This window comes from Pantoea sp. JV6 (assembly GCF_025910055.1).
GTDB lineage: Bacteria > Pseudomonadota > Gammaproteobacteria > Enterobacterales > Enterobacteriaceae > Pantoea > Pantoea agglomerans.
In genome coordinates this window covers 256,361-281,766 of sequence record NZ_JAPCIM010000003.1, presented here as the reverse complement: position 1 = coordinate 281,766, position 25,406 = coordinate 256,361, and the positions used below count along the sequence as shown (strand labels likewise).

Here is a 25,406-nt window from a genome sequence, read left to right as displayed (position 1 = left end):
CTGTATGCACTATCCCTGGGATTTAGTATTTGCCTTAGATGAGAAAAGAAAATCAAAAAAACTGGCTGCATTTTTAGTATTGATGCCATCTGTATTGTTCTGATTCAGGAAGTAATCCATTAACGTTCTGCCCCCCTTCTTACCAGACTGAGTATCATTTATGCCAGTGCCTTTATCCTGTACGACGTCATTGCCTTCTAACCTGAATCCATGCTTTTTACCAGTTTCGGTGACAGTAAATATACCATCTTTGTTGATGACATCAGGTTCTTCGATTTTCAGTGTGGCTTCGCTGGCAGTATTTATTATGTAGTTATTCTGCCCCTGGCTTACATAAGTTGCGAATTGAGATGCCATGTGTTGACCTTTCGATGTCACATCAGAACCGGTATTGTTCATGATGACTTCCAGATAGTCAAAACTTGCGGTATGACTGAAAGAATATCCGGGGTTGAGTTCATATCTGAGAAAAGCAGGGTCGAGGCCAGAGCCTGAAAGGTTACCGCTACTCAGAATACGGGATGCCGTTGCAGCATCTTTATTTGTAAACGATACCGTTTGAACCCGACCACTCGCATCGTAAGTATTTCCTGTATTGTAACTACCCGATACGCTTCCAAACTTTCGGTAATTCCCTAAGTCGCGTGCTATGTCATCGACATATCGTAAGTCAGTTCCCTGAGCTTGTGCCTGACCATACAGATCTGAAAGTGCACTGAGATCGCTCTTCGTCAGAAAATTAGTGGCATCCATGTCTTGGGTGCTTTTGGTTAGCTGCGTCTGAATTTCAGGTAAGGTGCTTACCTTACCAAACAGACGAGACATCATAAGTCCTTGTCCACTTATCGTAGACTGGCCTGACGATACTGGCTGCACTACCGTGGCGTTGCTTTCTCTGACAGGTTGGGGGCTGGAGATTTTAGAGGTCTTAACTGATGCAGCTTCATTTTGGCTGTAAATAATGCTTAATGTATTGATGTTCATAGTTAAATTTCTCTCCAGCCTGAATAAAGATTAGTCCGTGATTTATATTGATGGCTTTTTTCAAGTAACGGCAGGGTGACATAAATCTTTAGAAAAAATGATTTATTTAAGGTCTCCAGTTAAAGATGCAAGCTTTCTGTACTCTAAAGATAAAAGCGAAGAGGCTGCTACTGGCACAAAGCGGACATGTGCAACAAACAATGTTCGTTATGAAAGAAAAGCGAATGTTTTATATTTAGCGTTTTAGACATCATAAACAGTACAGTTTTTATTTATCGTTCAGAAACTGTGAATAAACATTTAAGGTAAGTGCGTTTTCCTGAATGATAAGTAGCATCATAGGGTTTTAACGATAGCTATAACGAAGCCATCCCATCCTTTTTCACCAACAGTCTGAACTGCCGTCGCTTCAAGGCGCTCATCCTCAGAAATCATCTCGACAAATTTTCGCAGGCCTATAACGTTCGGATCTTCACTACTTGAGTCGATGACATTGCCACCGCGCACTGTGTTATCTCCTACGATAACAGTGCCTGGTTTCGACAGTCTGATAGCCCATTCAAGGTAATGGGGGTTATTCACTTTATCGGCATCGATAAAAATCAGGTCAAAAGGAGCATCAAGCGTGGGTAAGACCCCAAGCGCAGCTCCCCTGTGCAACGTGACGCGCTCAGCCAGCCCTGCTTTATTAAGGTTCTGGCTGGCCACTTCTGCATGATGCTCGTTGAATTCAATTGTCGTTATGCTTCCATGTGGTGGGAGAGCTTTGGCCATCCATATGGTGCTATACCCCCCAAGCGTGCCTATTTCAAGAACACGAACAGCACGTGACATTTGCATGAAAATAGCCAGCGTTTTTCCCTGCAAAGAGGATACGTCCTGCGTAGGCAAACCTTGATCTGAGTTATTAGCCAGAGCGTATTTTAAATCTGAATCTTCAGGGGCTAGCTTTTCAGAAAACCATGCATCTACCTGAGCCCATTTATCAGAATCTTGTGAAGGGTAATCCGGAATGCGCATATGAATTTAATCTCCTTAAAAACTTCAGTAATGAACCAGCCCGCCATCTACAGCATACTGGCTGCCGGTAACATAAGATGCGTCATCTGACAGGAGGAAAAGTGCAACTGCAGCTGCCTCTTGTGCCGTTCCTGCGCGGCCTAAAGGAACCTGGCTTACAACGAAATCTTCAAACTGCTGACGTGACTCTTCTGGCATAAAGTGCCTGAAGTTGGTTTCAATCGGACCCGGAACCAATGCGTTGGCGCGGATACCCCGTTCGGCCAGCGCAGATGCCCAACTTTTGACCATAGCGATAACGGCACCTTTCGTCGCTGCATACAGGCTTGTCAACGCCGTCCCTTCATAGACGGAAGAGGAGGAAGTTACCAAAATGGCCGCGCCTGAATTAAGTGATTCGGAGAGGGCTGCCAGCTGTAGCATCGGGCCGCGCACATTAGCATTCATCATACGATTAAAAGAATCTGCCGTTACAGATTCCGGAGAGCCTACTTCAGCAAAGCCGGCATTTAGCCATAATCCATCAAGTGACCCCCAGTCGTTAATAGCCTCACCCAGCCCATGTATATCAGTTTCGCTTGAAGCATCGCTTTTCAGAATAAGCGAAGCTGCAGGAAGCAGGCTGCGTGCACGCTCCAGTCTTTCTTCATTGAGCCCGGTTATGGCTACATGGCCACCTTCCGTGACAATACGCTGAGCGCCTGCCAGCCCCATGCCACTCGTGCCGCCCGTAATTAGTATCCGTTTACCCTTAAATCTACCCACGCTTACACCCTTATTTGTCTCTGGAATCAGCATTTACCTTACGTAAAAAAAATACTATTCGTCATCTGTTTCATTACGCAACGATGGCATTGCTGCCCGAACTTCCGCTCCTGACAAAAAGCGGTCTGAAACGCGGACCCATGCCTCCAGTGCGTTTTAACCTGCCACAACCTGTCAAAAAAGAGGTGAGCTTGTTAGCCGAGCTCAATATCGACTGGCGGGCCTGCTACTGCACTCAATCGAGCGGTTCAGGCATTGACTGTACCTCTTTCAGGAAATCCACAAAAGCGCGCAGAGGTGCTGACATAAAGCGGCTGGGAAAGTAGAGCCAGGGACCTTCAAATTCGGGCCACCACTCCGGAAGCACAGGCTGCAGTTCACCCGTCGTAAAGCAGGGCTGCAGCCAGTTTTCAAAGACGGCGATAATGCCCTGACCCTTTTTTGCCAGCTCAATTGCGCCTGATGCGCCATTGACACCGATAGTCAGGCGACCAGCAGGGTTGACGCTGACGGTTTCTCCGTTGCGTTCAAATTCCCAGGGTATCAGCGCGCCGCTGGAATACTTAAGGCGGATGCAGTGATGTTCGGCCAATGCCGTCGGGTGAACGGGGAGACCGCGCGAAGCAAGGTAGTCGGGTGCCGCCGCGAGAGCCAGACGCTGGCGGCGTGGGCCGACAGGAACGGCAACACTGTCCCGGGCCAGATGTTCGCCATAGCGTATGCCTGCATCGCAGCCTTCCGCCGTGGCATCAACAAGGCGATCGTCCACCATAATCTCCACCCGCAGCAACGGATGGCGATCGAGAAATTGCTCAAGCAGGGGCGGAAGAATATCGACCATCACCGCACCCGTCACGTTCAGCCTGAGTAGCCCGCGCACCTCCCGTTGAGAACTTGCCACGTCATTCATCACCGATCTCATTTCGCTCAGCAGAGGTGCCATGCGCTCGGCCAGCATCCGGCCTGCTTCGGTGGGCGTTACGCTGCGGGTTGTGCGGATAAACAGCGGAACGCCCAGACTGACTTCCAGCGCGGTAATCCTCTCACTGATCGTTGAGGGTGCCAGGCCTAACGTTTTAGCAGCGGCCCGGAAACCCTGACCCCTGAAGACGGCAAGAAATATCGCGACATCATCCATCTCAACTTCCGTTACTGTTCGCCTTTCCGAACAGCGTATTCGTATTGCGGCCTCTTATCAAACAGCTCTGAGAGATTTATAACTCAGATACACCTGCATAAATCACTGAGGCGACAACATGAAGAAGAGAACGGTTTTAATTACCGGCGCAAACAAAAGTATTGGTTTTGAAACGGCCAGACTGATGGGGAAACTGGGATTTAATGTCTGGCTGGGTTGCCGCGATGGGGGGCGCGGTCAGGATGCTGTAAGCCGGTTGCTGTCGGAAGGCATTAAAGCGCGGCTGGCTATCATTGACGTGACAGACCAGCAAAGTGTTGATGCGGCCGTCGGGCAAATAAAGTCAGAAGATGGAAAACTAGATGTGCTGATCAACAATGCGGGTATTCCCGGAACCTGGCCCATCGCGCCTGAGTCGCAGAGCATCAGCGATATTATGACGGTGTATAACACCAACGTTTTCGGCGTCATCAGAGTAACGCAGGCTTTTCTGCCGCTGCTCAAACTGGGTGAGGAACCCCGGATTATCATGGTCAGCAGCGGGTTGGGATCGCTGGAATGGGTATCTGACAAAGCGCATCCCTACTCTCAGGTAGCGGCACTGGGCTATACCAGTTCAAAAACGGCATTAAATGGCGTTACGGTGGCATTTGCCAATTCACTGTCTGAGTATGGCATCAGCGTAAACGCAGTTGACCCGGGATATACGGCCACCGATTTTAACGGACATACCGGTTACCGGACTGTATCCCAGGCGGCCAGGGGGATCGTCTGGCTCGCTGCTGAAGCATCCCAGACAATCACCGCAGGATTCTTTTTGGATGGAGAGTGCGCACCCTGGTGAATCTCGTCTAATAAAGCATTCCACCTGCCTGGATGGGGCAGGTTGGTTGACGGGTGTGGGCAGAACGCCTGGCGTGTCGTGCGCAGTCGGTTCTCAAATATGTCCGAATCATCCTGAAGGAAAATAAGCGGCTCAATGTTTCTTAGCGCATCTGAATGTAATTAATGGCCGCCTCAGGCACGGATCGTACAGAAAATTAGGTCATAAGGTCCGCTTTGAACGAAAGCGGACCCAAACCTACAGGCTGGTCATCAGCCGGGTTAGTTTCTGAAGTTAAACGGCAGTTTTACAGAAGATGACAACAGATAACGATGACCGAATAAATTTATCTGAAAGGCGGGCACGCCAGGAGCGAGATACACACACACTGGATTTACTGCCCTGTAAATACACATACTGCCCAATTATGGCTGTTCAGGTGAACCAGGCGCCAGCTTCCCATATCCAGACAACATTGCCGTAGCTTCATCCATCCGTTGTCTATCAAGTTTATAGAACACCCAGTTCTTGATACGTTTCGATGTCACAATTCCGGCCTTAGCAAGAATTTGCAGATGGCCTGTCACGGTGGGCTGACTCAGACCAATTTTTTCGGTGATAAATCCGACACACACACCATCCTTAACCAGATCGCCGTCCTGCTGCACCGGAAAATGTGACTCTGGATCGGACAGCCATTCAACAATCACGAGCCGATGCTCATTACCAAGGGCACGAAAAATATCGGCCATTAATGTCTTTGAGTTGTGCATATAGTCAATCGCCTATATAGTCATTTTCTTATATAACTTTAGGGGCATACTATGACAAACCACAGACAAAGGCTAACAGACAGTGTCACGCTGAAAGATATTTATGCCGCTTCCGGGCGAATTAAATCAACAGTATGCAAAACTCCACTGGAGCCTTCCCACTCGCTGTCTGCTCTTGTCGGGACGGAGGTCAGGCTTAAGATGGAAAATCTTCAGCATACGGGTAGCTTTAAGCTGAGAGGTGCTGCAAACGTTCTTGCCAGTCTTAATGCAGACCAGCGACGTGCCGGCGTCATCGCCCCGACGGCAGGGAATCATGGTTTAGGGCTTGCCTGTGCGGGACATGCGGCAGGCATACCCGTATCCATATTCTTACCGTTTTCAGCAGACCCGATTAAGGTTTCTGCAATGAAAAGTTATGGTGCGCAGGTTACGTTTTTTGACGACATTGAAGACGCAAGGCAGGAAGCCATTGTCGCAGCGCAACAGTCCGGCGCAACGTTCGTCTCAGCCTATAATAATCAGCAGATGATTGCCGGAGGCGGCACCGTCGGTCTGGAAATCATGGAAGACTGGCCAGACGCTGACGTTATTCTCGTGAACATTGGCGGCGGCGGGCTGGCCTCCGGTATCGCAACAGCCATCAAGGGCATAAACCCTGCAGCCGAAGTGTGGGCAGTGCAGAGTGAAGCAAGCCCGACGTTTGAGCGCTGGAAAGAAGCTGGTGAGGCGATCCCAGTGGAAATATCGTCGTCAATCGCCGAAGGCATAAGTGGCTATATAGAGCCTGAAGCGATGACCTGGCCACTTATACGCGATCGTGTCGATCGTGTTCTTCTGGTTTCAGAAGCCGAAATCAAAGCAGCGATGCTGTTAATGCTTAATCTGCACAGCCATGTTGTAGAGCCTTCAGGCGTACCCGCAGTTGCGGCAGCCATCCGTTATGCAAAAGAACTGAGCGGGCGTAAAGTTGTCTGCGTGGTGAGCGGTAGAAACATATCGGGTTCCCGCTATCTCAAATTAGTTAATGAGGCGTCACTATGAAGAAACAGAGCGGAGTTAAGGTCGGCTGAGCTCATATTGCACAACGTTCTTATCATAACGACTTCATTCATTACGCAGGCTTTGAGGTAGTGCCGCCTTTGACGGCCTGCCGTTTAACAGCCTTTTCGCTTAAAATTCTATGGTTCGTTTAAGGGAATGTCTGGCATCATAATCAAAAAATATTTTTGTCATACAAGGAGTAAGACTAATGAATATAAATATAAGAACAGCCCGGGCTTCTGATGTTGACAGTATTTTCGAAGTCAGAACCTCAGTGCTCGAGAATTATTTGAGTCGTGAAGAAATGCGTCAGCTGGGGATCACCGAAAGCGTCGTGGCGGATATGATTGAAAAGAATTTATGCGCCTGGGTTGCGGCTGAAAGCGATAAAATAGTTGGATTTTCAATGATTTTGCCGGATGAAGGCTGTCTTTTTGCGGCCTTTGTTCTCCCGGAATATGAAGGCCAGGGGATAGGTCGCAGGCTGGTTTTTCTCGCCGAGCAGGAATTATTCAAACATCATGAGATTGCCTGGCTGGAAACCGATAAAAATAGTCGCGCGGCGAAATTTTACATGCAGCTCGGCTGGGGCAATAAAAAAGAGATTAACGATACCGATATCAAACTGGAGAAGCATCGCAGCGTGTAATCCACTGCCATTTTCATAAACGTCTGCCAATGGCATAAGGCGGACGTTTAGCCAAAATAACATCTTTGCTGTCAGCAAGACCGATTGGGTGGCCTGGCGAAAACGCTTTAATCATTAATCGTCCTTTCTCAGAGCGATTTTATTACGTCGGTTTACATTCCCAGACTGGCCAGCAGGTCGTCCACATCATCCTGACTGGCAGGAGTCTCTGGTGCGGAGGAAGGTTTAGACGGCGCAGTGCGCTCGGCGGTGCTGTGTGAGCCGGTATTATCGCGGATGACCTGTATCAGCTGCTGCTCAGCCTGATTCAGCACGGCCATCATAGCCTGCACAATCTGTCCTGTGAGGTCCTGGAAGCCCTGTGACATCATAATCGCGTGCAACTGCTGTTGCGTCAGACCCGTGACGCGGGGGACATCATTCAGCAAGGCAACAGTATCTGCCGCTAATGCCTGGGTCTGTTCTTTGTCTGACAGCGTACCGGAAGTGGCATCCCAGCGTTGCGTGAGTTTCTCCGCTTTTTCTCCCAGATTGGTTTGCAGAGGCTGCGTGATTTCCACGCTGTTGATTACGCCCTCTGCTGCTTCGCGGGTCATTGTGACGACATAACCCAGCCTTTCACGGGCGTTAGGGATGCTTCCCGCCACATCGGCGATGGTTTTATCAAGCCCCAGCTGTTGCAGACTGTCGCGAAGCTGCCGCAGGATGAAGCCAGCACGCGCCGTAATTTCGCCAATTTCCTGATGCTTACTATGGGTGTCGGATGGTGACATGGATGTTGTTTCCTGCGTACAGAGTTTCGATACCTGAGGTTATCGGCAGCTCGCGGCGGTTTTTTAAATTTCCTGAGGTTTTTACTCGTGTAAAAAGTGACATGATGTGAATGAGACACCATAGAGCTAACGAAATCAGGATTGTGAAAGGCAGAAAGTGTTGCGCGCAGGCCCTGTTTTTTCAGCCGGAGGGGGTTGTCAGGTATAGAGCGGAATGTGTGCGGGTTAATGACTATTATGAGCGATAAAAGGGGCGTATTACCCACTTCTGAAACGTTTACGCGAGGAGAGGGAGTGGAAACTAAGACATCTTATTTATCATGTAATTTCTTCGTCTTAATTAATCCGCCAACGGATAACATTTTGTCCAGTTGTAGTTGACCCTCGCCAGTTTTAATTCTCCAGCAACCTCCCCAAAATTAATGGTCTGACGTTCAAAAATAAACTCACGCACGGGTGCAGGTAAAAAATCAGCGCCGTAGCGCAGGATAGTATTGTGCCAGAAGGGTGCCGGTAATGGGCTGCCGGTATGACGCATCAGCAACTCATTTTTCCAGTGCGAATCCAGAACTTTTTCGCAGAATGAGTGGCGCATGGCTGTTGCCGAACTATCAGGGATCCCCGCAAGCAATAACTGACTGGGCAATGCAACTAACCGCAAATCTCTGATAACAATTTTTATCGCATCAAATTCGCTCCAGATATTCGTCAATTCATCGATTTTTTCGGGCAATGACTCGTTTTCGTTATAGAGCGGCAGGGTAAGGGGTAAGAAAGTAAAATGGAAACCCTGTGTGGGCAGAATATCGGCAAGGGGATCATCCTTTGTGAGCTGCTGTAATTCACAAATAAGACGTGAGACATCAAAGGGCACCGGCGGCTGAATGCCCGCTGCAAGAGCCAGCCTTACAGGATCGTAGTAATTCCCCTCTTTAACAGCCCCAACTCCTGCATTTTCCGACCAGATGGAGAGGGTGTTCTCGTTGGCAGAGCGATACAAGCTTTCCAGATTTATCGATTTCATTACAGACCTTTGGCATTGGTATGAACAGAGGCGATTCGTCATTAATAGTATTTCTGTCTGGTATTTTAGGCTATTCGATTAATTTTTAAGGGATAATAAGGATTTGAGAAGTGAGTTGTTATTACTGCCCATAACTTATCAGGCATATCCCCTTTGCTGATCGCAAACATATCACCATATGTTCAACGTCTCACACATCTTTAAGGATAGCGTTGCGTCGATTCGTCCAGGTCACAGGAGATGGCGAACGCAGTCTACCCGTACAGTGGCCACTGATGACCAGTTAGCGACCAGATTTAAACGATTGTATTACATGGTTATTCACGGTCAGGATGGCGGGTCAGGGCTGGCTGATGAGTTGGCAATATCTCAGTAAATGCCAACAGTATCTGGAAATCCCGATTAGCCGCAGCTGTTTCGCGGTCAGGAGTACATTCACAAGGGGCACTATCTGATAGATCAGGAAAAGCGCACTGGTACATCATGCTGATCCCAGCTAACCACCCGCTCTGTGGATAATGGACGTTTACAAGTATCACGCGACAGAAAGCCTGCGCTTCACGGGTTTTTTAGTGCCGTTTTCAGGTAAACTTGCTTAAGCTATTAAGGTAATTTTTAAGGATGAAAATCTATGAAAGTGAGTGAAAAAGCACTACTGGAATCCGGCTTTAGTCATGCAGATCTACTAAAACTGAAAAACAATATGGCTAATTATGGTGGCTCACTGGATTCCATGATCCATGATCTTGCTAACCGCTTTAACGCCTCGAAGTGGATTACTATTATTGCCTTTATCATACTTGCTCTTACGCTGATGCTGGCATCCGTAGATACCAGCATCACGCTGGCGGCCACACTTGCGATTATATTGCCTTTTATATGGTATTTAGCCCCAGCAAAGCTTGCATACAAGTCATGGCGCTATCGCAGAATCACGGCTCATTCAGAGCAGCATCAGTGATATACATAAGGTCAAATATGACCTTAGCTTTAACACCATAACCGACTATATTCATTGTGAGTTTTGGACGGCTCATAGTGCTGACTTTCCTGAAATAATCCGCGGGCAAATATCTGAACAGACGCCAGGTTCCAGGGCGTCTGAACAGACCGAATACGCTATAGGCATTTGCAACAAGCGAGATTGATTTATAGATTCCCAGCCCGCTATCAGGGCTGAACCCCATGAATGCAGCAGTGGACATAGCGGCATCCGCAACCAATCCTTCAGACTGTTTGTTATCCATTACATAGTGCGCAATTTCTTTGCTTATGCCGTTCGCACCATCAGTAACTAAAACTGCACCGGCCAGAACGCCCAATGGTGTCATAGTTCCTATAAGGGTCAGGCCAGCAGCTATTTCAGCCCCCGACAAAACTACATTTACAGCCGAAATGACATACCCGACAATTTTATTATTTTCCCTGACGAACTCCACTTTGGCATAGAGTTTCGCCGTTTTCATGCGCAGCATTCTGTCCTGCTCCTGAAGGTTTTCCGTTTCTTCCCTCAGATTTTTAATACAGGCTATGCATTCTTCTTCTGATTTTGCACGTCGGGCAGACGCAAACTGCTGCTCAACCAGATCTCTGATCTCCTGAACAAACTTCACCTGAGTCATGCCATTCGAAAGATGGACTGAGGACACATGATTAGCTGTATTAATCAGCATTCTGGCCTCAAGGTTAATCATTGTTTCAGCCCAGTTTTTACTTCTGCCTGAGCGCATCATATCAAGCAATGCTACATCCATTTATCTTCTCCCTGTACATAATATCGCCGATAATACCCCATTATTTACAGGTGTAAACCGTCGTTACAGTTGAAGATATGTTGCTTCGGATAACACGGTAAAGGATGAACTATCAGGATTTATTTCAAATGATCGTGGCTCTCACACTTATACAGAGGCCATTCACATGACACCGAAAACCGACCCAAAGCGAAACTCATGCAATTGAGATCGCCAGCGCGTTGGCCGCGTTACGTTTTATCAGAATATCGCGCCTGTCTGGCCGAATCAGTAAAAGACGGCAGGTCAAACTGATCGTCACAACCCCCGCTCTGCCCCTAAACGGACAACCAGAGGACAGATCAGGACAACAGATGCCTGACGTATAGAATCGATCAACTCTCTCTGATATTGATGATGTCGATGGCGTTAAATCACTTCTGTTGAGAGAGCTAAAATGAATTTTTATTGCAGTAAGGAATTTACCGGCTCGAAGGCCTGGGACTCACAGCATATTGCCAGCTTCGATAATGTCAGCGTGAAACTTCACTGGACCGATCAGCCTTATAAGTGGCACATCAACGATGGTCAGGAGGTTTTTGCTGTCATGGATGGGTGTGTTGAAATGCAATATAAAGAGCAGGGCGAAGTTAAAAGCCGTGTACTCAACGCCGGTGATATTTTTTATGCCAGTGAAGGGACAGAACATATCGCGCGTCCACAGGGCGTCGCCCGCGTGCTGGTGATTGAAAAAGAGGGATCGGTTTAATTAAGTTGTGATTCATTATCTGGCTGAGCCAACAAGCCAGTGACAAAACGGGCGATCTCTTCTCCCAGATTGAGAAGAAAGGCGTCGCGTGATGGGTGGGTGTCAGTGATGTGCGGCGGCAGGATGTTCATGAAGGTAAAATGCCCGGCATCTTTAACCACGCAAAGTTCTGTCTCAGTTCGATTATCTAATTCTTCTTTGATGAATAGCGCTTGCGATGGCGGTGCCAGGGTGTCTTTCTCGCCAGTCCAGATCCTGACAGGTACTTTCACGGAGGCGAGGGCCGAGGGTGCTCTGAAAAAATCCGCAGGTGGCGCTAACAGCACCAGTTGATTCAAATCCTGTCTGCCTGCATATGTCGCCTTCTCTCTGGTGCGAGTCCAGGCCGTCGCCCCGGCGTGCATTAACAAAATCACGGTGCCGAGTGAGTGCCCGACGCCGGTAATCGAGGCATAATGTTGACAAAACGCATCGCGGGCGAGGACCAGCCTTTGGCTGCGTTCCAGTAAGTCAGCCTTTGAGGGCGTGGAAGAGGTTAACCGTTCGAAATGGGGCGCTACCACTGAAATACCATTGCGGCTAAAGGTCTGCAGAAGCTCAAGATGACGCAATGGACTTCCGCCAGCACCTGCCGCAAAAAGGATGCAGTGGCTGGCCTCATTCACCTTCAATAACGTGACGTCAAAATTCCTGTCGGCATGCCTGATGACAGAGGTTTCCGCCCTGGTGTTGTTAATCATAAAGCCGACTCCCCGCTAAAAGGTCAGTCTGGAGATACTAACCCGTTCCCGGTGAAACGATAAATTTCCGTCTGCTTCTGGCTCCAGACTACCGTTACGCAAGGCGCCAGCATCAGATCAAGGACCGGTTATTCATACTCTGGCATCAGGCCACCAATCTGTCCGCGCTTACTGCGTCGCCTCTGCACGTAATGCCGCCTGTACAGCAGGGCGCGCATTGATATTTGCTCTGTACGCCAACAGCGCAGGCCAGCGATCCAGTTCAATGCTGAAGAACTTACACCAACCCAGTACGGTGAAAAGGTAGGCGTCCGCAATGCTGAATGATGGTCCCATCAGAAACGCTTTTTCGGCGAGCGTATCCTGCAGAAAGTCGAACCGCCGGAAGAGCTTTTCACGAAACAGTGACAGGACAGCGTCGGGCAGTGCCTGGTTAAATAACAGAGCGGAACCCGCGTGGATTTCACTGGTAATGAAGTTCAGCCACTCCTGCAGTCGAACACGCGCCCAGCTGCCTGCTGGCGGTGCCAGCCCGCTTTCGGGCCTCAGGTCGGCGAGGTACTGCACAATCGCCGGCCCTTCAGTCAGTATCTGCCCGTCGTCCAGTTCCAGTGCAGCAACATAGCCCTTGGGGTTGATAAGGCGAAAGTCGCGTCCGTCAGAGGTGAGCTTGCTCCTGTTATCCACTTTAACCAACTCAAACTCCAGTGCGAGTTCACGCAGCACGATATGGGGTGACAGCGAACAGGTATCCGGGGCGTAATAAAGTTTCATGTCTTCTCCGTTAACATTGAAAGCGATGTGAGATTCTCTTTGTCGTTACGGAACAGACTGTGCTTAACGCAGAGGATTCTGTAAAATTAATGCTCCAATAATTAACTATTAGCTGGGCTACTGATAACCATGATGAATCTTCTGCACTGGCGCTTGCTGGTGGCGGTGGCCGATGCCAGCAATATTTCGCGTGCTGCTGAAACGACAGGCATGACACAGTCCGGTGCCAGCCAGGCTATCACCCAGTTAGAGTCGTCACTCGGGTTCGCGGTATTCGTGCGTGAGCGCCGGCACATCGGTGTTACCGCGCTGGGAGAGCAGGTCATTGAACATGCCAGGATTATGCTGTCGCAGCTCAGCGCGATCCGCGTGCTGGCTGATGAGAGCCGGGGTTTAAAAGGCGGACGCATTCGGCTTGCCAGCTTTCCCTCTGTGACGTCCACACTCCTGCCTGGGCTGTTGCGTAACTTCAGGCGTCTGCATCCGGGCATGGAGGTGGTGGTGCTGGAAGGGACGGATGAAGAAGTTGAGGAGTGGCTTGCAGCAGACTCCGTTGAACTGGGGGTGGTAATGAACCCCACACCCGGACGTGCTGAGGTGATACTGGGAAAAGACGCCTGGGTCGCCGTCATGCCAGCCAGCGCTCCGCACATCGGTCAGTCAGGCGCGAACGGTATAACCCTGCAGGAACTGGCAGACCAGCCCTTTGTGCTTGCAACAGGCGGATGCGTCGTTAATGGCAAAAGCCTGATGGAACAGTCAGGATTCCACCTCTCTGACGTGCGCGTAAAGGTCCGCGACTGGATCAGCGCCTGCATGCTGGTACGTGAAGGTATGGGTGTCGCGCTGGTGCCGGAATCAGCCCTGCCAGCGGAACGTCGCGGCCTGTCAGTGATGCCGGTCATCCCGCCTCTGCACCGTGAATTCGGGCTGGTCTGTTCGCCTTCCGGAAAAGCTTCTGGCGTGACGCAGGCACTCCTGAACGGGCTACGTAAAGGACAGGGTAATATCTCCGGATAATCCCACTGCACCGCTGACTTTATCTGCCGTTACCCGATCATAAACAGCAGAATGGCTGGCCGGGAAAGAGAGGTCTGCAGACTCTCCCGCCCGCGATCCTTTCTCAACTCACGTCTTAACGCTTTGCCGCATAAGGTGATCGGGGCGAATAACGGTTTTCTGACGTGGCGGAACACGCCTGAATCATCGGGATGGCTCAGAATTCGCGTAACTGGTCGAACAGCTGATACAACCGCGGCTGATCCACAAGCGTGGCGCCTTGCTCGCCCAGTTTCTTCTCCAGCGGGTTCAGAACATCGCACAGCACACTGTAGATCTCCTCACGCTCGACCGTCTCAATCGCCTTTGAACGCCGGTCGATGAGATTAAAGGCTTCGGTATAGGCGGTTACGGCGGCTGTTAGCAGGCTCGCCACATCCATGCTGCTATCGATGTTGTTCGTGGCAGCCCGCAGGTTTTTGTAAGCCAGCGCTGCTTTTTTGGCATAAGTGGCCGAAATATGTTCGCGTCCATCCCAGTCCCGGAACGGATTGTGCAGATTCTCAGCCAGCCATTCCGGCTTGCGTGCTTTACTCAGCGAGAGATCCAACCCCTGAGTTGTCGCCTTTTTATAAGCGGCTCTGACAGAGCTGACCACGTCAAGCGGGACGCTGGTCATCCACAGGCATGAGAGATTGGGCAACGCTTCTGGTGAGGGAAAGTCAGCCGCGCTGAAGCCAAACAGGTTGAAGAAGGTGAGCATCTGCAACTGTGGCAGTGCGGCAATACGATGCATATTGCTGGCTACGCCGGGATTTCCCCAGATGCGCAGCTCAGTTAAGCAGGTAAAGCGCTCAACGACTGACGCCAGGTCAATCTCTTTAACGCCTGTCAGTGACAATGCCCTGAGCCGGTCAATACCCTGCAGCACAGGCAAAGCCTGAGAGCATTGCAGGCACAGGTTGCGCCCTTCCTGATCAGCCTCTACCTGAAAGCCTGAAGAAGGCGTTGCGGTGAGTGACAGCAGGGAGAGATCAGGATTCAGACGCACGCAGCTGACGCCTTCAGGGTGCAGAATAAAACGCGACAGACGGGTCTCCCCGACATCGATTTCGCTGACGACAGCGGATTGCCAGTGCAGCTCATTAATGAAGTCATGCTGCTGTATATAGGCCATCAGTTCCGGGGTGCCATGGCGGGTTTCGATGGTCATCAGGCAGGGCAGGCGATCCAGTTCAGAGAGATCGGTCAGGGTTTGCAGGAGGTGGTCATTGATACGGGTGGTGTCCTGGCGAAGTGTCTGGCCGCCGACAACCACGTTGGGCGCGCCTGAAGCAGCCTTGAACCGCGCACGGCTGGCCGGGTCGATCTTCTCCCAGTTTCGCTGTCGAACAAGACTGTCTCCCACGTCCCAGCCGAACTTGTAGGCGTTTACTTCCTGATCTGCCAGCGGCGGCAGGTTGGCAATTAATACATGTCCCGGTGGGACATTGGCAGAGACATAACCGTGATCGAAGCTGTCTTTGACAAAATAGTAGCTACAGCGCAAAGGCTGCATACGGCTGGCTTCCGCCCTGTCAGGCAAATGATCACCTGCCCAGTCGAGCTGGAGTATGGCTGCAAGGACTTTGCCTCTGGCATTAGCAGGCTGCTGGAGGTGTGTCACCTGACAGGCGACGTACTGCTGCAACTGCGGGGAATACACGCTGTAGATATCGCCGACCTTTGCTTGCACTCTCGCTCCTCTCAGTCAAAAATTTTACAGTCAGAAAATCTGATGCAGCGCGCATCCTGCTCAGGGGTGCGCTTTACCGCGGGTCTCAGATCCATCCAGCACACTAGCCTGGCATAACGTTTTAACGAAATGCTGGCGCGTGAACATTTTTATTTTTTTTTCGCGGCAGGTGAAAGCGTCAGTCGGGTTGCACGCAACAACCCGACTGATGAAGCCTGCCCGGAGGCAAGCGGGGCAGGTATTCAGCTTACAGGCGGTTACCGGCCTCAACCAGTTCGTTATAGGATTTTAAAACACGCATCGGTGAACCCGATACCATCCAGCCTGAATTACCGCTTCCTTTCAGCAGACTCTGCTCACCCGTGCTGTAAGGTGTTTTATCGCGAATCCGACGCATGCGATCCTTGCAGTCTTTCAGGAAGGTTCCGGCATTATCCTGGAAGATGGACCAGGTTAATGGCTTGCCCGCTTCGCTGGCCGTTGCCTTTTCTGCCTCACTCAGCAGCGTACTGTAAGCATCAATCGCTTTTGTCATCTCTGCCACGTCGGGAGCGGAAGAGGTAAACAGGGTCGCCAGCGGTTTGGCCTGTGTGACTAATGCCAGGCGGTAGTAGCGACTATGACGGCCCTCAGACTTTTCAATCTCAACGAGTTGCGCAGCAACGACCTCATTGTTCTCTTTTTCAACTTCGGCACCGAACTGGTCGCTGGATTTCATAAAGCTGTTAAACGCCTTCATGAGCAGCGGATGCATTTGTTTGGCTTTCGCGAAGCCATCATCCTTGTAATCTTCCTGACTGTAGTAAAGATGAGCCTGCGAAACCAGCGGCTGCAATGTCGTTAAATCCGCCAGATACTGTGTTGCTGCAGCATCCAGCGCCGGTAACGCCGGTTTAGCCTTCGATGCCTGGTTGATGGCTTTAGTGCAGCTCTCCAGTTCATAAGGCGTGACCTCGCCCAGTACGTTGATGCTGCGCTCTTTGCCGGTTGGCCCCTTTTCAGCATTCGCCATCCAGCTCACATAGCGCAGGGCACTATCGCGAACCGATCCATCCGTAGTGTTAAAGCAACCCACATAGGCGTTTAATTTTGTGGTGAGTTGCGCAGCGCTATCCTCCGCAACAGCCTGGGGTTGACTCTGAGGGGCGGGTTTTGCATCCGCTTTGTCACTGTTGTCACATGCTGCCAGCGGCAGCACAAGGGCAGTCACCAGCATCCCGGGTATCATGGCCCTGCTTGCTCTTTTAAACACAATCGTTCCTTTATTTATGTGGTCAGAAATAGAGATTGAAAATGGGTGTTCGCATTGGCTCCCTTTTCAGCTGCGATGAGGGAGCCGATGACAAACGGGTTATGCGCTTTGCGTCGCTGCCGCCGTTTCTTCTTTCAGCAACGCCCTGACTGTCTGATGACGATGCCAGTAATAGCCGAGGGTGTTTTTAAAGGCTTCAATCTCCTTTTTCAGGCCCGGCAGAGGGATCTCACTGCGTTTTTTTCCCTGCGAGTTTGGCTGCACATGTTGCACGTAGAGCTTATCCCGGCCGAAGCTACGAATGACGTTGATGTTTTTAACGTTATCCCACTCCAGCACTTCGCCGGTTTTCGGCGACACGATGCCCTGCCAGGTGATGACGATCTGCGAGCCATCTTTCAGGGTATAAGGAACATTGGGGAAATGCTTCAGCACCAGCGCGGTTTCCATTTCACCGTCAGGCTGATAGCGCCAGGCCAGGCTCTCTTCATGCACAGAAGAGAAGTCGCGCTCATATTTCTGCCACAACTGCTGTTCAATCTCGTTGGCAACCGGCATCAGATCGACCCAGCTCTGGGCCGGGAAATCGGCGGCGATGGCTGCATAGTCAGCTTCGTTAATCTCATACCCTACGTTACGCATCCTTTCCGCCAGCGGCGGGTGTGAATCAAACGGGTGCGGCACATTCTGCTCACGGATGACGCTGATAAAGTTCGGAGAGGCGACATGTTCTGGCAGACCGGCAGCAATAGCTTTACTGATCCCCAGTTCATTTTCGTGCAGCGTCTGATTATTAAAGAAGTTTCGTTCAACTTCATTCCGGTAGCTGGCATACGCAGATACTTTGATCAGTGATTCGATAATCGCGGCAGGGGAGACCAGCGTTGATGCATTGCGATCCGCGACAAACTCACGTTCACGGCTGTTACGCTGCCACGCCAGTTCAAACAGCATGCGATAAAGATAGAGCGGATAGAAGACGATCAGCGTGGCCACATTCTGACCCATCAGCTGCATATAGAGATCAAACCGATGCAGTTTAGGTCCCAGTAATGCGCCGGAGGCGGTGTCGCCTTCATGCAGGTGGGTCAGCTCATGGACCATCACGCCATCAGCCTGCGCAACGGTGAGCTGACGCAGGAGCGGAATACTGACATAGAGCTTACGGCCGGTGAGCGGATTCCCATTCACGTTCAGCGGAGCTTCGGTCACGTAGAAGTTGGTGTCGATACCCGCAACAATATGATCGGGTGGCGTGGTGCCCACTCTGGCGGCGAGCATATCAATCTGTGACCAGAGTGCCGGTGCCGCTTCGCGGGTCACGACTTCGCCTTCAATACTCTCTTCCGGTGGGAGTTTTTTGAAGATGCCTTTAATCATGTAATACATACCGGCCAGCACCAGCAGTCCTACTGCCATCACCAGTTTGGGATAGTAGGTCTGCGTGAAGAAGGCGGTGCCCCAGAATGAGAGCCATACCAGCATGCCGCCCTGTACCATGACTTCCAGCGAACAGGCCAGCATCAGGAACTTGCGGGCCAGCGCCAGGCTGATAACCTGTCCCTGGCGGCTTTTAAAGGCCAGCGCACTGAACAACAGCACCATCAGCAGGACAGCGCCGCTGCCGATCAGTGTCCAGAATGCCACTTTATCCATCATGTAGAACTGCCACAGTTCGGATTGCGGTTCGCAGACGGCGTTTTTGTAATCCTGCAGATTTTCATCTACCGGGCCGCAGACACTGGAAGGCGGGTTCTGCTGCAGAAACGCCTGTAGTTTGTCCGTATCCTGATGTTGTTCCCGCGCATCGTCCATGAAGAACTGCGTGTATTGCTGATCAAGTTGTTTGTTGCCATATTCAGCAAAAAACAGGGTAATGACAGGGACGAGAAACAGTGTGAACAGCAGCCAGAAAAATACCTTTAGATAACCCTTTTTCAATTCCGTTAATGTATTCAAAATAGTAACTTCCTGCATGTCTATGAAAGGGAGAAGCTGCTGCTATCAGGAAATTCCGAAAAGAATATCCTGGCCCCGGTTAAACGGTGCGGAAACATTTATGCGAGCTTCACGATATTATAATTATTGCAGAGCGATTATAAGCCAGCCTGAACCCGTTTTGAAAAGGTATAGACGGATATTTTCGGCGATTTTTTCCTTTTCCGTCAGGTTATTTTTCTGGCGGCTTCCGGTGGTTCTGCCACGACAGCACTAATTTGAGTTAGTGCTCATCACTTATTCTGTCCGATCTCCTGACCGATGGCTAATCCCCGCCATCTGTCTGCATCAGATACACCATAATCCTATATTTTACCATCAGAGCGGTGCGAAAAAATTACCAGCGCATCCCTTTGAAGGGATTCCAGCCGTTATCGCCTTTTTTCTCTTTCAGGTAATAACTGTAATTGGTGCTCATGCCGTACAGGGCATTAAAGCCATAGCCCAGGCCAACCTGAAGATACCGTGGAAATTCCATGCCCGCTATCGCTAAGGCGATGATCAAAATAGTATAAACAACTACCATAATTAAAATCAGCATGATGTTCTTCTTCCACAGGCCGAGTACGAACAGATAAATCGGGCCGAAAAGGAAGGCAATTAAATTCATGTTCACTTTTAATTTTTGCCTGAAAGGCAGTTGTTTCAATGCCTGTCTGAAGCCTGGTGTACTGGGAGCACCATGAAGGTCGAAAAAATCAAATCGGGTCTGCCATTTCGCACTGTACTCTTTAGTTGCGTTTACTTTATTATGATTTTCAATAGGTTGTTTCATGGTTGCCTCAATATCCTGCGCAGAAAACTACAGAGACCGACACTGTTTCAGACGGATGACAGCCGCATGAATTGTGCTTATCGACCGCCAGAACAGCGCATAAGAATTTTAAAAACAGGGAAGCCGCGTTAATTCGCACCAAAATAATATCGGTACGGTACAAATAGCCATGCTACACCCTGGGTGCGCTATTAGCTGCACGGGTGCCGAATTCAGGTTAAACAACAATATTTGAAAATAAATCCATCAGAATCAGTAATGTGAAAATTGCACAGGCCGGACATCTCCTGTGCTGGATGTAATTGATATTAGCACCAAAGAAAATATCGCCACAATGATAAAAATATGTTAATTTTCAAAAAAAATATTCCTCGTTCCTCACACCTTAGAAGGATATAAAGATGATCGCATGGAGCGGAGTGGGTTTTTTCGTCGCAGTATTAATTTCTGCCGCCTACCTCCTGTGTAAATGGCTGTTAGATATTTATTACTACGACGGTTTCTTTGTCTCCCATCTATGGGCGACAGGGGCTACGCTGATCGTTTCTGCCCTTTTTTGTGCGGCCTTTGTCTGGGTGCTTCGGCAGGAAAAATGGCTGGACTCCCTTGCACAAGCAACGAAAAGCCAGCCAATGATGGCCCCCGAAAAAACCCACAACTTCTTTTTTATTCCCGTTCTCTACTGGCCGATTATTCTGTTTCTGCTCGGCTCAGGGATCTGTATTTACGACCTGACCCGATAACACTTCACATCACTGATACAGGCCATACTGATGCTGTATCAGCGAAATGGAAATATCATCAATACGAAGGAGTTCATGGTGAAATTAAGAAAATCATTAAACATTATGGGTGCGATCTGCCTGGCAACTGCCATCGGGGCTACTTCTCTGATGGCATCAGCCGCTGAGACAGCACCAGCTGCAAACACGCAGACTCAGACGATCTCTTTGCTGGATGGCAAACAGACGTTCAAACTGCAGGGCTATGAAAAGCAGCCTGTGCCGGGCGGCGGACCAGGCACCATGTATGTGAACAAGCAGGAAAAACGCGTATTGATCATTGGCGAAGAAGAGATCCCATTGATTGCGCGCGGTGGCAGTGACGCTGATTTTCTTGAAGGCGGGAAGTCTATCAAAGACAAGCAGAAGCAGGCTTCACCTTCTTATACGGTGATCAGTGAGAAAACTGAAAATACCAACGGTTTGCCGGTCTATCATATTGAAGCCACCGACAAAATGGGTGGCAACGATGTGCAACAGGCGACGCTGCTGGCGGTCGCCAACAAGAAATTCACCGTTATTCAGGTGATTTCAAACCACAAAGACAAGGCTGGCCACCTGAAAGCAGTAAACAATATCCTCGGTAAGTAAGGCCTCAGTCGATAAGCCCGGTTAGCTGATCGACCCGGATAAGGGGTTGCCGGTGGGGTTCATGAGTTTACTCAGAACTCACCTGCAATGCCTTGTCTGAACAATGCTCAGGCTGACGCGTCTGCGCGTCATCACGGCTTGCCCGCAAACCCCTTTCCTGACCTCTTTCTTCAGGCGTTATGCCAGGCCTGAAAACACAAAAGGCCGTCTCCGGCCTCTCGTTAACTTTATGCAAACATCTACTTCAGGCTGCGCGAACCTGCGGCATCGCTATATCCGCGCTGATACGAGCACCTTCAGCATCAAATACCATGCAATGGTGCGGATGGAAGGTGGGGCGCAGCGTCTGATAAGGACGGAAATGCACATCGCCGGGCAGCAGCATCTTGAAGCCGTCGTGGCCGTGGCTCTGACCAAACAGATAGGTGTTGTTGCCAAGTCGCTCAACCACTTCGCAGTGGAAGTTGATGTTCAGTGGTGCATCGCCGTTGATCTGCAACTGTTCCGGCCGGATACCCAGCGTGATCTCATCGCCTGGTTGCAACTGGCGGATGGGCGAGGGGAGCTGCAGCCGATGCTCGCCGTCATTGATCAGGGCGACCAGGCCAGCAGGGCCACACTGCTCCACGCGTGCAGGCAGGAAGTTCATCTTAGGTGAGCCGATAAAACCGGCGACAAAGCGGTTAATCGGGTTGTAATAGAGCGCCATCGGTGAACCCACCTGTTCAACCTTCCCGTAGTTCATGACCACAATCTTATCGGCCAGCGTCATTGCTTCCGTCTGATCGTGCGTCACATAGACCATGGTGGTTTTCAGCTCCTGGTGCAGCTTCGCAATGTGCAGCCGCATATCGACACGCAGCTCCGCATCCAGGTTCGATAAGGGCTCATCAAACATAAACACCCGGGGATTACGCACGATTGCGCGACCAATGGCGACACGCTGACGCTGACCGCCGGAAAGCTGCTTTGGTTTACGATCCAGCAGATGCGCAAGCTGTAGCGTCTTCGCCACCATCTCTACCTGATGCTGAATCTGCGCTTTCGGCACGCCGTTCACCTTCAGTCCGTAACCGATATTTTCCGCCACCGTCATATGCGGGTAAAGCGCATAAGACTGAAACACCATTGCCACTCCGCGGTGCGAGGGTGCGACATCATTCATGACCTCATCACCAATCAAAATCTCACCGTCACTGATCTCTTCAAGCCCGGCGATCAGCCGCAGCAGTGTGGATTTACCGCAGCCTGACGGACCGACGAAGACCGCAAACTCACCGGCCTCAATATCAAGCGCGATATTTTTCAGCGTTTCTGTTTTACCAAAGCGTTTGGTGACGTTTCTCAATCTGATGCTGGACATGCTGATCCTCATGGCAAGGGATTTGGCGGCTGAAATGTATGACGTATAACAGTCTGTCTTTTTACACGTCAGCCCTGATGGTGCCTGCGCTGACTATATCGTTCCGCCAGAGTGCGCCCTACCGCTGATTTTGATTTCTGTAATAGCGATCACACATTGATGCGAACGGGCTGGAGCGCGATACGCATTCCGCGTAGCGTATGTCTCAAATGCGATACGTTATTCACACTTCATATGCTCAATAATTCCTTGTTCAGCATGTGCCTGAAAAAAGAACATCAGCAAATGACAGCTTAAAATGTCATACCTTCACACGAGGCCAGTAATGAAAATCAAAATCAGCGTTACGCTACTTCTTTCTGCATTGATGCTTAATCAATCCGCCTGGGCCGCTCAGCAACTTACCGTCTGGGAAGACATTAAAAAATCAGACGGCATCAAAACGGCGATCGCCGATTTTCAGAAACAGTTCGGCGTTGAAGTGAAAGTTCAGGAGATGCCGTTTGCACAGCAGATTGAGAAGCTGCGTCTTGATGGCCCGGCGGGTATTGGCCCGGATGTCCTGGTGATCCCTAATGACCAGCTCGGTAGCGCGGTCGTACAGGGATTACTGGCACCGCTGAAAATAGATGCAGCAGAGCAGAGCGCTTACACCCCCTCAGCAATGGCGGCTTTCACACAGAACAGTGTGGTCTACGGCGTACCCAAAGCGGTGGAAACGCTGGTGCTGATCTACAACAAAGATCTGCTGCCGTCGCCACTGAAAACGCTGGAGGAATACCGTGCCTTCTCCCAGAAGCAGCGTGAGGCGAAGCAGTATGGCCTGCTCGCTAAGTTTGACCAGATTTATTACAGCTGGGGTGTGATGGCTCCGATGGGCTCTTACATCTTTGGCAAAGACGCCAAAGGCGCAATTAACACTCAGGATATCGGTCTGAACACCCCAGGCAGCGTTGAAGCGGTGACTTATCTCAAGCGCTTCTTCAGTGAAGGATTGCTGCCAGGCGGCATCATGGGCGACAACGGCCTCAACGCCATCGATTCGCTGTTTACCGAGAAGAAAGCGGCGGCGGTGATCAATGGGCCGTGGGCATTCCAGCCCTATCAGGCTGCCGGAATCAACTATGGCGTGACACCGCTGCCGCTGCTGCCTAACGGCAAGCCGATGAGCTCCTTCCTGGGCGTCAAAGGCTATGTGGTCTCTACCTGGAGCAAAGATCAGGCGCTGGCGCAGAAGTTCCTCACCTTCATCAACCAGCCGCAGTACGTGAAAGAGCGTTATCAGAAAACCCAGGAGATCCCACCGGTCACCGCGCTGATGAACGATCCGATTATCAAAGATGATGAGAAGGCCAACGCGGTCGCGGTGCAGGCGGCGCGTGCGTCAGCAATGCCTGGCGTGCCGGAAATGCAGGAAGTGTGGGGGCCAGCCAATGCTGCCCTGGAGCTGAGCGTATCCGGCAAGCAGGAGCCAAAAGCGGCACTGGATAATGCAGTGAAGCAGATCACCATGCAGATTGAAGCGATGCAGGCCAGTAACCAGTAATGCAGGTTCACGGGATAACCGTACAGGATAAGGATCAGGGTGTGGCTATATCTTCCGATGAAAATCTGGTGACGGCTAAGCGTCCGCGTCGTCATGCGACCTCCGGTGCGCTGTTGGCACTGCTGCCTGGCTTCGGCCAGTTTTACCACCGCCAGTGGGCTAAAGGGCTCTGTTTTCTGATTTTGCTCAGCAGTTTTACCGGCGTCTTCCACGATTTTCTGCGTGAGGGATTCTGGGGGCTCTATACGCTGGGCGAATCGGTGCCGCGTGATAACTCAATTTTTCTGCTGGCAGAGGGCATTATCAGCGTACTGATTGCCGCCTTCGGCGTGGCGGTCTGGGGAGTGTCAATGCGCGACGCCTGGGTCAATGGCGTCAGGCGCGACAAGGGTCAGCAGCTGAACAGCGTGCGCCAGCAGTATCAGTTACTGCTGCGCGATGGCTTCCCCTATCTGATGATTTCGCCAGGCTTTATTCTGCTGGTGTTTGTAGTGGTGTTTCCGATTCTGTTCGGTTTCGCCATCGCCTTCACCAACTACAACCTCTATCACACGCCACCGGCAAAGCTGGTGGACTGGGTGGGGTTCAAAAACTTCATCAACATTTTTACCCTGTCGATCTGGCGCTCCACCTTCTTTGATGTGCTGCAATGGACGGTGGTCTGGACACTGCTCGCTACCACGCTGCAGTGCACCGTGGGCGTCATGCTGGCGATTCTGGTCAATCAGAAAGACCTGCGCTTTAAGCCGCTGATCCGCACCATCTTTATTCTGCCGTGGGCGGTGCCGGGCTTCGTCACCATTCTGGTCTTCGCCGGAATGTTCAACGACAGCTTTGGGGTGATCAACAACGCTATTCTCGACTTCTTTGGCATTGCACCTAAAGCGTGGATGACCGATCCATTCTGGACCAAAACCGCGCTGATTATGATGCAGACCTGGCTCGGTTTCCCGTTTGTGTTTGCGATGACTACCGGCGTCCTGCAGGCGATCCCTGACGATCTCTATGAGGCGGCGATCATGGACGGTGCCAGCGCCTGGACGCGGCTGAAAACCATCACGCTGCCGCTGGTGCTCTACGCCATTGCGCCGATCATCATCACGCAATACACCTTCAACTTTAATAATTTCAACATCATCTATCTGTTTAACAACGGCGGTCCGGCGGTGGCGGGGTCGAATGCCGGAGGAACCGATATCCTGGTGTCGTGGATCTACAAGCTCACCATGTCGTCGTCGCAATATGCTATCGCCGCCACTATCACCATTTTGCTGTCGATTTTCGTGGTAGGTCTGGCGCTGTGGCAGTTCCGCGCGACCCGGTCGTTTAAACAAGATGAGATGGCGTAAGGAAGCA

Annotated in this window: 25 protein-coding genes; 10 read left to right on the top strand and 15 right to left on the bottom strand. The window is 50.8% G+C overall.

Annotation, left to right across the window (positions count from 1 at the left end; all coding sequences use genetic code 11):
* Positions 1–9: 9 nt before the first annotated feature.
* From OK412_RS05355 to OK412_RS05340, 4 genes are all read right to left on the bottom strand, one after another.
* On the bottom strand, positions 10–984 hold the full coding sequence (locus tag OK412_RS05355; protein ID WP_264352813.1) for a hypothetical protein: 975 nt from the start codon (positions 982–984) through the stop codon (positions 10–12).
* A 336-nt stretch (positions 985–1,320) separates the two neighbouring features.
* The gene (locus tag OK412_RS05350) at positions 1,321–2,004 is read right to left on the bottom strand and encodes an O-methyltransferase (protein WP_264352812.1); all 684 of its coding nucleotides are present in this window, start codon (positions 2,002–2,004) and stop codon (positions 1,321–1,323) included.
* Between the two features lie 24 nt (positions 2,005–2,028).
* A complete protein-coding gene (locus OK412_RS05345; protein WP_264352904.1) occupies positions 2,029–2,769 on the bottom strand; it encodes an SDR family oxidoreductase in 741 nt (246 codons plus the stop codon).
* 235 nt (positions 2,770–3,004) lie between these two features.
* Positions 3,005–3,907 (bottom strand): LysR family transcriptional regulator, encoded by a 903-nt coding sequence (locus OK412_RS05340; RefSeq protein ID WP_167423265.1) that lies wholly within the window; start codon positions 3,905–3,907, stop codon positions 3,005–3,007.
* 118 nt (positions 3,908–4,025) lie between these two features.
* Here OK412_RS05340 and OK412_RS05335 point away from each other — a divergent pair, with 118 nt between their 5' ends.
* On the top strand, positions 4,026–4,751 hold the full coding sequence (locus OK412_RS05335) for an SDR family NAD(P)-dependent oxidoreductase (protein ID WP_158132207.1): 726 nt from the start codon (positions 4,026–4,028) through the stop codon (positions 4,749–4,751).
* 404 nt (positions 4,752–5,155) lie between these two features.
* Here OK412_RS05335 and OK412_RS05330 read toward each other — a convergent pair whose 3' ends face one another.
* Complete coding sequence (locus OK412_RS05330) at positions 5,156–5,503, bottom strand: ArsR/SmtB family transcription factor (RefSeq protein ID WP_409390732.1); 348 nt, start codon at positions 5,501–5,503, stop codon at positions 5,156–5,158.
* Positions 5,504–5,554: 51 nt separating this feature from the next.
* Here OK412_RS05330 and OK412_RS05325 point away from each other — a divergent pair, with 51 nt between their 5' ends.
* On the top strand, positions 5,555–6,547 hold the full coding sequence (locus OK412_RS05325; RefSeq protein WP_187500398.1) for a threonine/serine dehydratase: 993 nt from the start codon (positions 5,555–5,557) through the stop codon (positions 6,545–6,547).
* 208 nt (positions 6,548–6,755) lie between these two features.
* Positions 6,756–7,196 (top strand): GNAT family N-acetyltransferase, encoded by a 441-nt coding sequence (locus OK412_RS05320; RefSeq protein WP_060678945.1) that lies wholly within the window; start codon positions 6,756–6,758, stop codon positions 7,194–7,196.
* A gap of 152 nt (positions 7,197–7,348) precedes the next feature.
* Here the strand turns inward: OK412_RS05320 and OK412_RS05315 are convergent, their stop codons facing one another.
* Positions 7,349–7,969, bottom strand: a complete 621-nt coding sequence (locus OK412_RS05315) for a protein phosphatase CheZ (protein ID WP_264352810.1) — start codon at positions 7,967–7,969, stop codon at positions 7,349–7,351.
* A 340-nt stretch (positions 7,970–8,309) separates the two neighbouring features.
* Positions 8,310–8,993 (bottom strand): hypothetical protein, encoded by a 684-nt coding sequence (locus tag OK412_RS05310; RefSeq protein ID WP_264352809.1) that lies wholly within the window; start codon positions 8,991–8,993, stop codon positions 8,310–8,312.
* Between the two features lie 631 nt (positions 8,994–9,624).
* Here OK412_RS05310 and OK412_RS05305 point away from each other — a divergent pair.
* Complete coding sequence (locus OK412_RS05305; RefSeq protein ID WP_223564327.1) at positions 9,625–9,954, top strand: hypothetical protein; 330 nt, start codon at positions 9,625–9,627, stop codon at positions 9,952–9,954.
* Here the strand turns inward: OK412_RS05305 and OK412_RS05300 are convergent.
* On the bottom strand, positions 9,926–10,747 hold the full coding sequence (locus OK412_RS05300; protein ID WP_264352808.1) for a DUF4225 domain-containing protein: 822 nt from the start codon (positions 10,745–10,747) through the stop codon (positions 9,926–9,928). The genes OK412_RS05305 and OK412_RS05300 overlap by 29 nt on opposite strands.
* Before the next feature lie 436 nt (positions 10,748–11,183).
* On the opposite strand from OK412_RS05300, the gene OK412_RS05295 reads away from it, so the two are divergent.
* A complete protein-coding gene (locus OK412_RS05295; protein WP_010259799.1) occupies positions 11,184–11,495 on the top strand; it encodes a cupin in 312 nt (103 codons plus the stop codon).
* Here OK412_RS05295 and OK412_RS05290 read toward each other — a convergent pair.
* A complete protein-coding gene (locus OK412_RS05290) occupies positions 11,492–12,235 on the bottom strand; it encodes an alpha/beta fold hydrolase (RefSeq protein ID WP_264352807.1) in 744 nt (247 codons plus the stop codon). The genes OK412_RS05295 and OK412_RS05290 overlap by 4 nt on opposite strands.
* A gap of 168 nt (positions 12,236–12,403) precedes the next feature.
* Positions 12,404–13,009: a glutathione transferase GstA gene (gstA, locus tag OK412_RS05285; RefSeq protein ID WP_064690684.1), complete on the bottom strand. Its 606-nt coding sequence runs from the start codon at positions 13,007–13,009 to the stop codon at positions 12,404–12,406.
* 129 nt (positions 13,010–13,138) lie between these two features.
* Here gstA and OK412_RS05280 point away from each other — a divergent pair, with 129 nt between their 5' ends.
* Complete coding sequence (locus OK412_RS05280) at positions 13,139–14,029, top strand: LysR family transcriptional regulator (protein ID WP_264352806.1); 891 nt, start codon at positions 13,139–13,141, stop codon at positions 14,027–14,029.
* 196 nt (positions 14,030–14,225) lie between these two features.
* On the opposite strand, the gene OK412_RS05275 is transcribed toward OK412_RS05280, so the two are convergent.
* The 4 genes from OK412_RS05275 to OK412_RS05260 form a co-directional block, all read right to left on the bottom strand.
* A complete protein-coding gene (locus OK412_RS05275; protein ID WP_264352805.1) occupies positions 14,226–15,743 on the bottom strand; it encodes a hypothetical protein in 1,518 nt (505 codons plus the stop codon).
* Between the two features lie 247 nt (positions 15,744–15,990).
* Positions 15,991–16,959, bottom strand: coding sequence for a YiiG family protein (locus OK412_RS05270; RefSeq protein WP_031292497.1), 969 nt, complete (start codon positions 16,957–16,959; stop codon positions 15,991–15,993).
* Between the two features lie 135 nt (positions 16,960–17,094).
* Positions 17,095–18,972, bottom strand: a complete 1,878-nt coding sequence (locus OK412_RS05265; RefSeq protein ID WP_111534324.1) for a M48 family metallopeptidase — start codon at positions 18,970–18,972, stop codon at positions 17,095–17,097.
* Positions 18,973–19,330: 358 nt separating this feature from the next.
* Positions 19,331–19,768 (bottom strand): DUF2628 domain-containing protein, encoded by a 438-nt coding sequence (locus OK412_RS05260; protein ID WP_264352804.1) that lies wholly within the window; start codon positions 19,766–19,768, stop codon positions 19,331–19,333.
* Between the two features lie 401 nt (positions 19,769–20,169).
* Here OK412_RS05260 and OK412_RS05255 point away from each other — a divergent pair, with 401 nt between their 5' ends.
* Both OK412_RS05255 and OK412_RS05250 read left to right on the top strand, forming a co-directional pair.
* Positions 20,170–20,511 carry a hypothetical protein gene (locus OK412_RS05255; RefSeq protein ID WP_010670649.1) on the top strand — a complete coding sequence of 114 codons (342 nt, stop codon included), beginning with the start codon at positions 20,170–20,172 and terminating at the stop codon, positions 20,509–20,511.
* A gap of 30 nt (positions 20,512–20,541) precedes the next feature.
* Positions 20,542–21,141 carry a hypothetical protein gene (locus tag OK412_RS05250; protein WP_010259156.1) on the top strand — a complete coding sequence of 200 codons (600 nt, stop codon included), beginning with the start codon at positions 20,542–20,544 and terminating at the stop codon, positions 21,139–21,141.
* Between the two features lie 244 nt (positions 21,142–21,385).
* Here OK412_RS05250 and OK412_RS05245 read toward each other — a convergent pair whose 3' ends face one another.
* Complete coding sequence (locus OK412_RS05245; RefSeq protein ID WP_010670650.1) at positions 21,386–22,504, bottom strand: ABC transporter ATP-binding protein; 1,119 nt, start codon at positions 22,502–22,504, stop codon at positions 21,386–21,388.
* A gap of 325 nt (positions 22,505–22,829) precedes the next feature.
* Between OK412_RS05245 and OK412_RS05240 the strand changes: the two genes are divergently transcribed.
* Complete coding sequence (locus OK412_RS05240; RefSeq protein WP_033780055.1) at positions 22,830–24,050, top strand: extracellular solute-binding protein; 1,221 nt, start codon at positions 22,830–22,832, stop codon at positions 24,048–24,050.
* A 41-nt stretch (positions 24,051–24,091) separates the two neighbouring features.
* Positions 24,092–25,399 (top strand): carbohydrate ABC transporter permease, encoded by a 1,308-nt coding sequence (locus OK412_RS05235; protein ID WP_033773985.1) that lies wholly within the window; start codon positions 24,092–24,094, stop codon positions 25,397–25,399.
* Positions 25,400–25,406 lie beyond the last annotated feature (7 nt).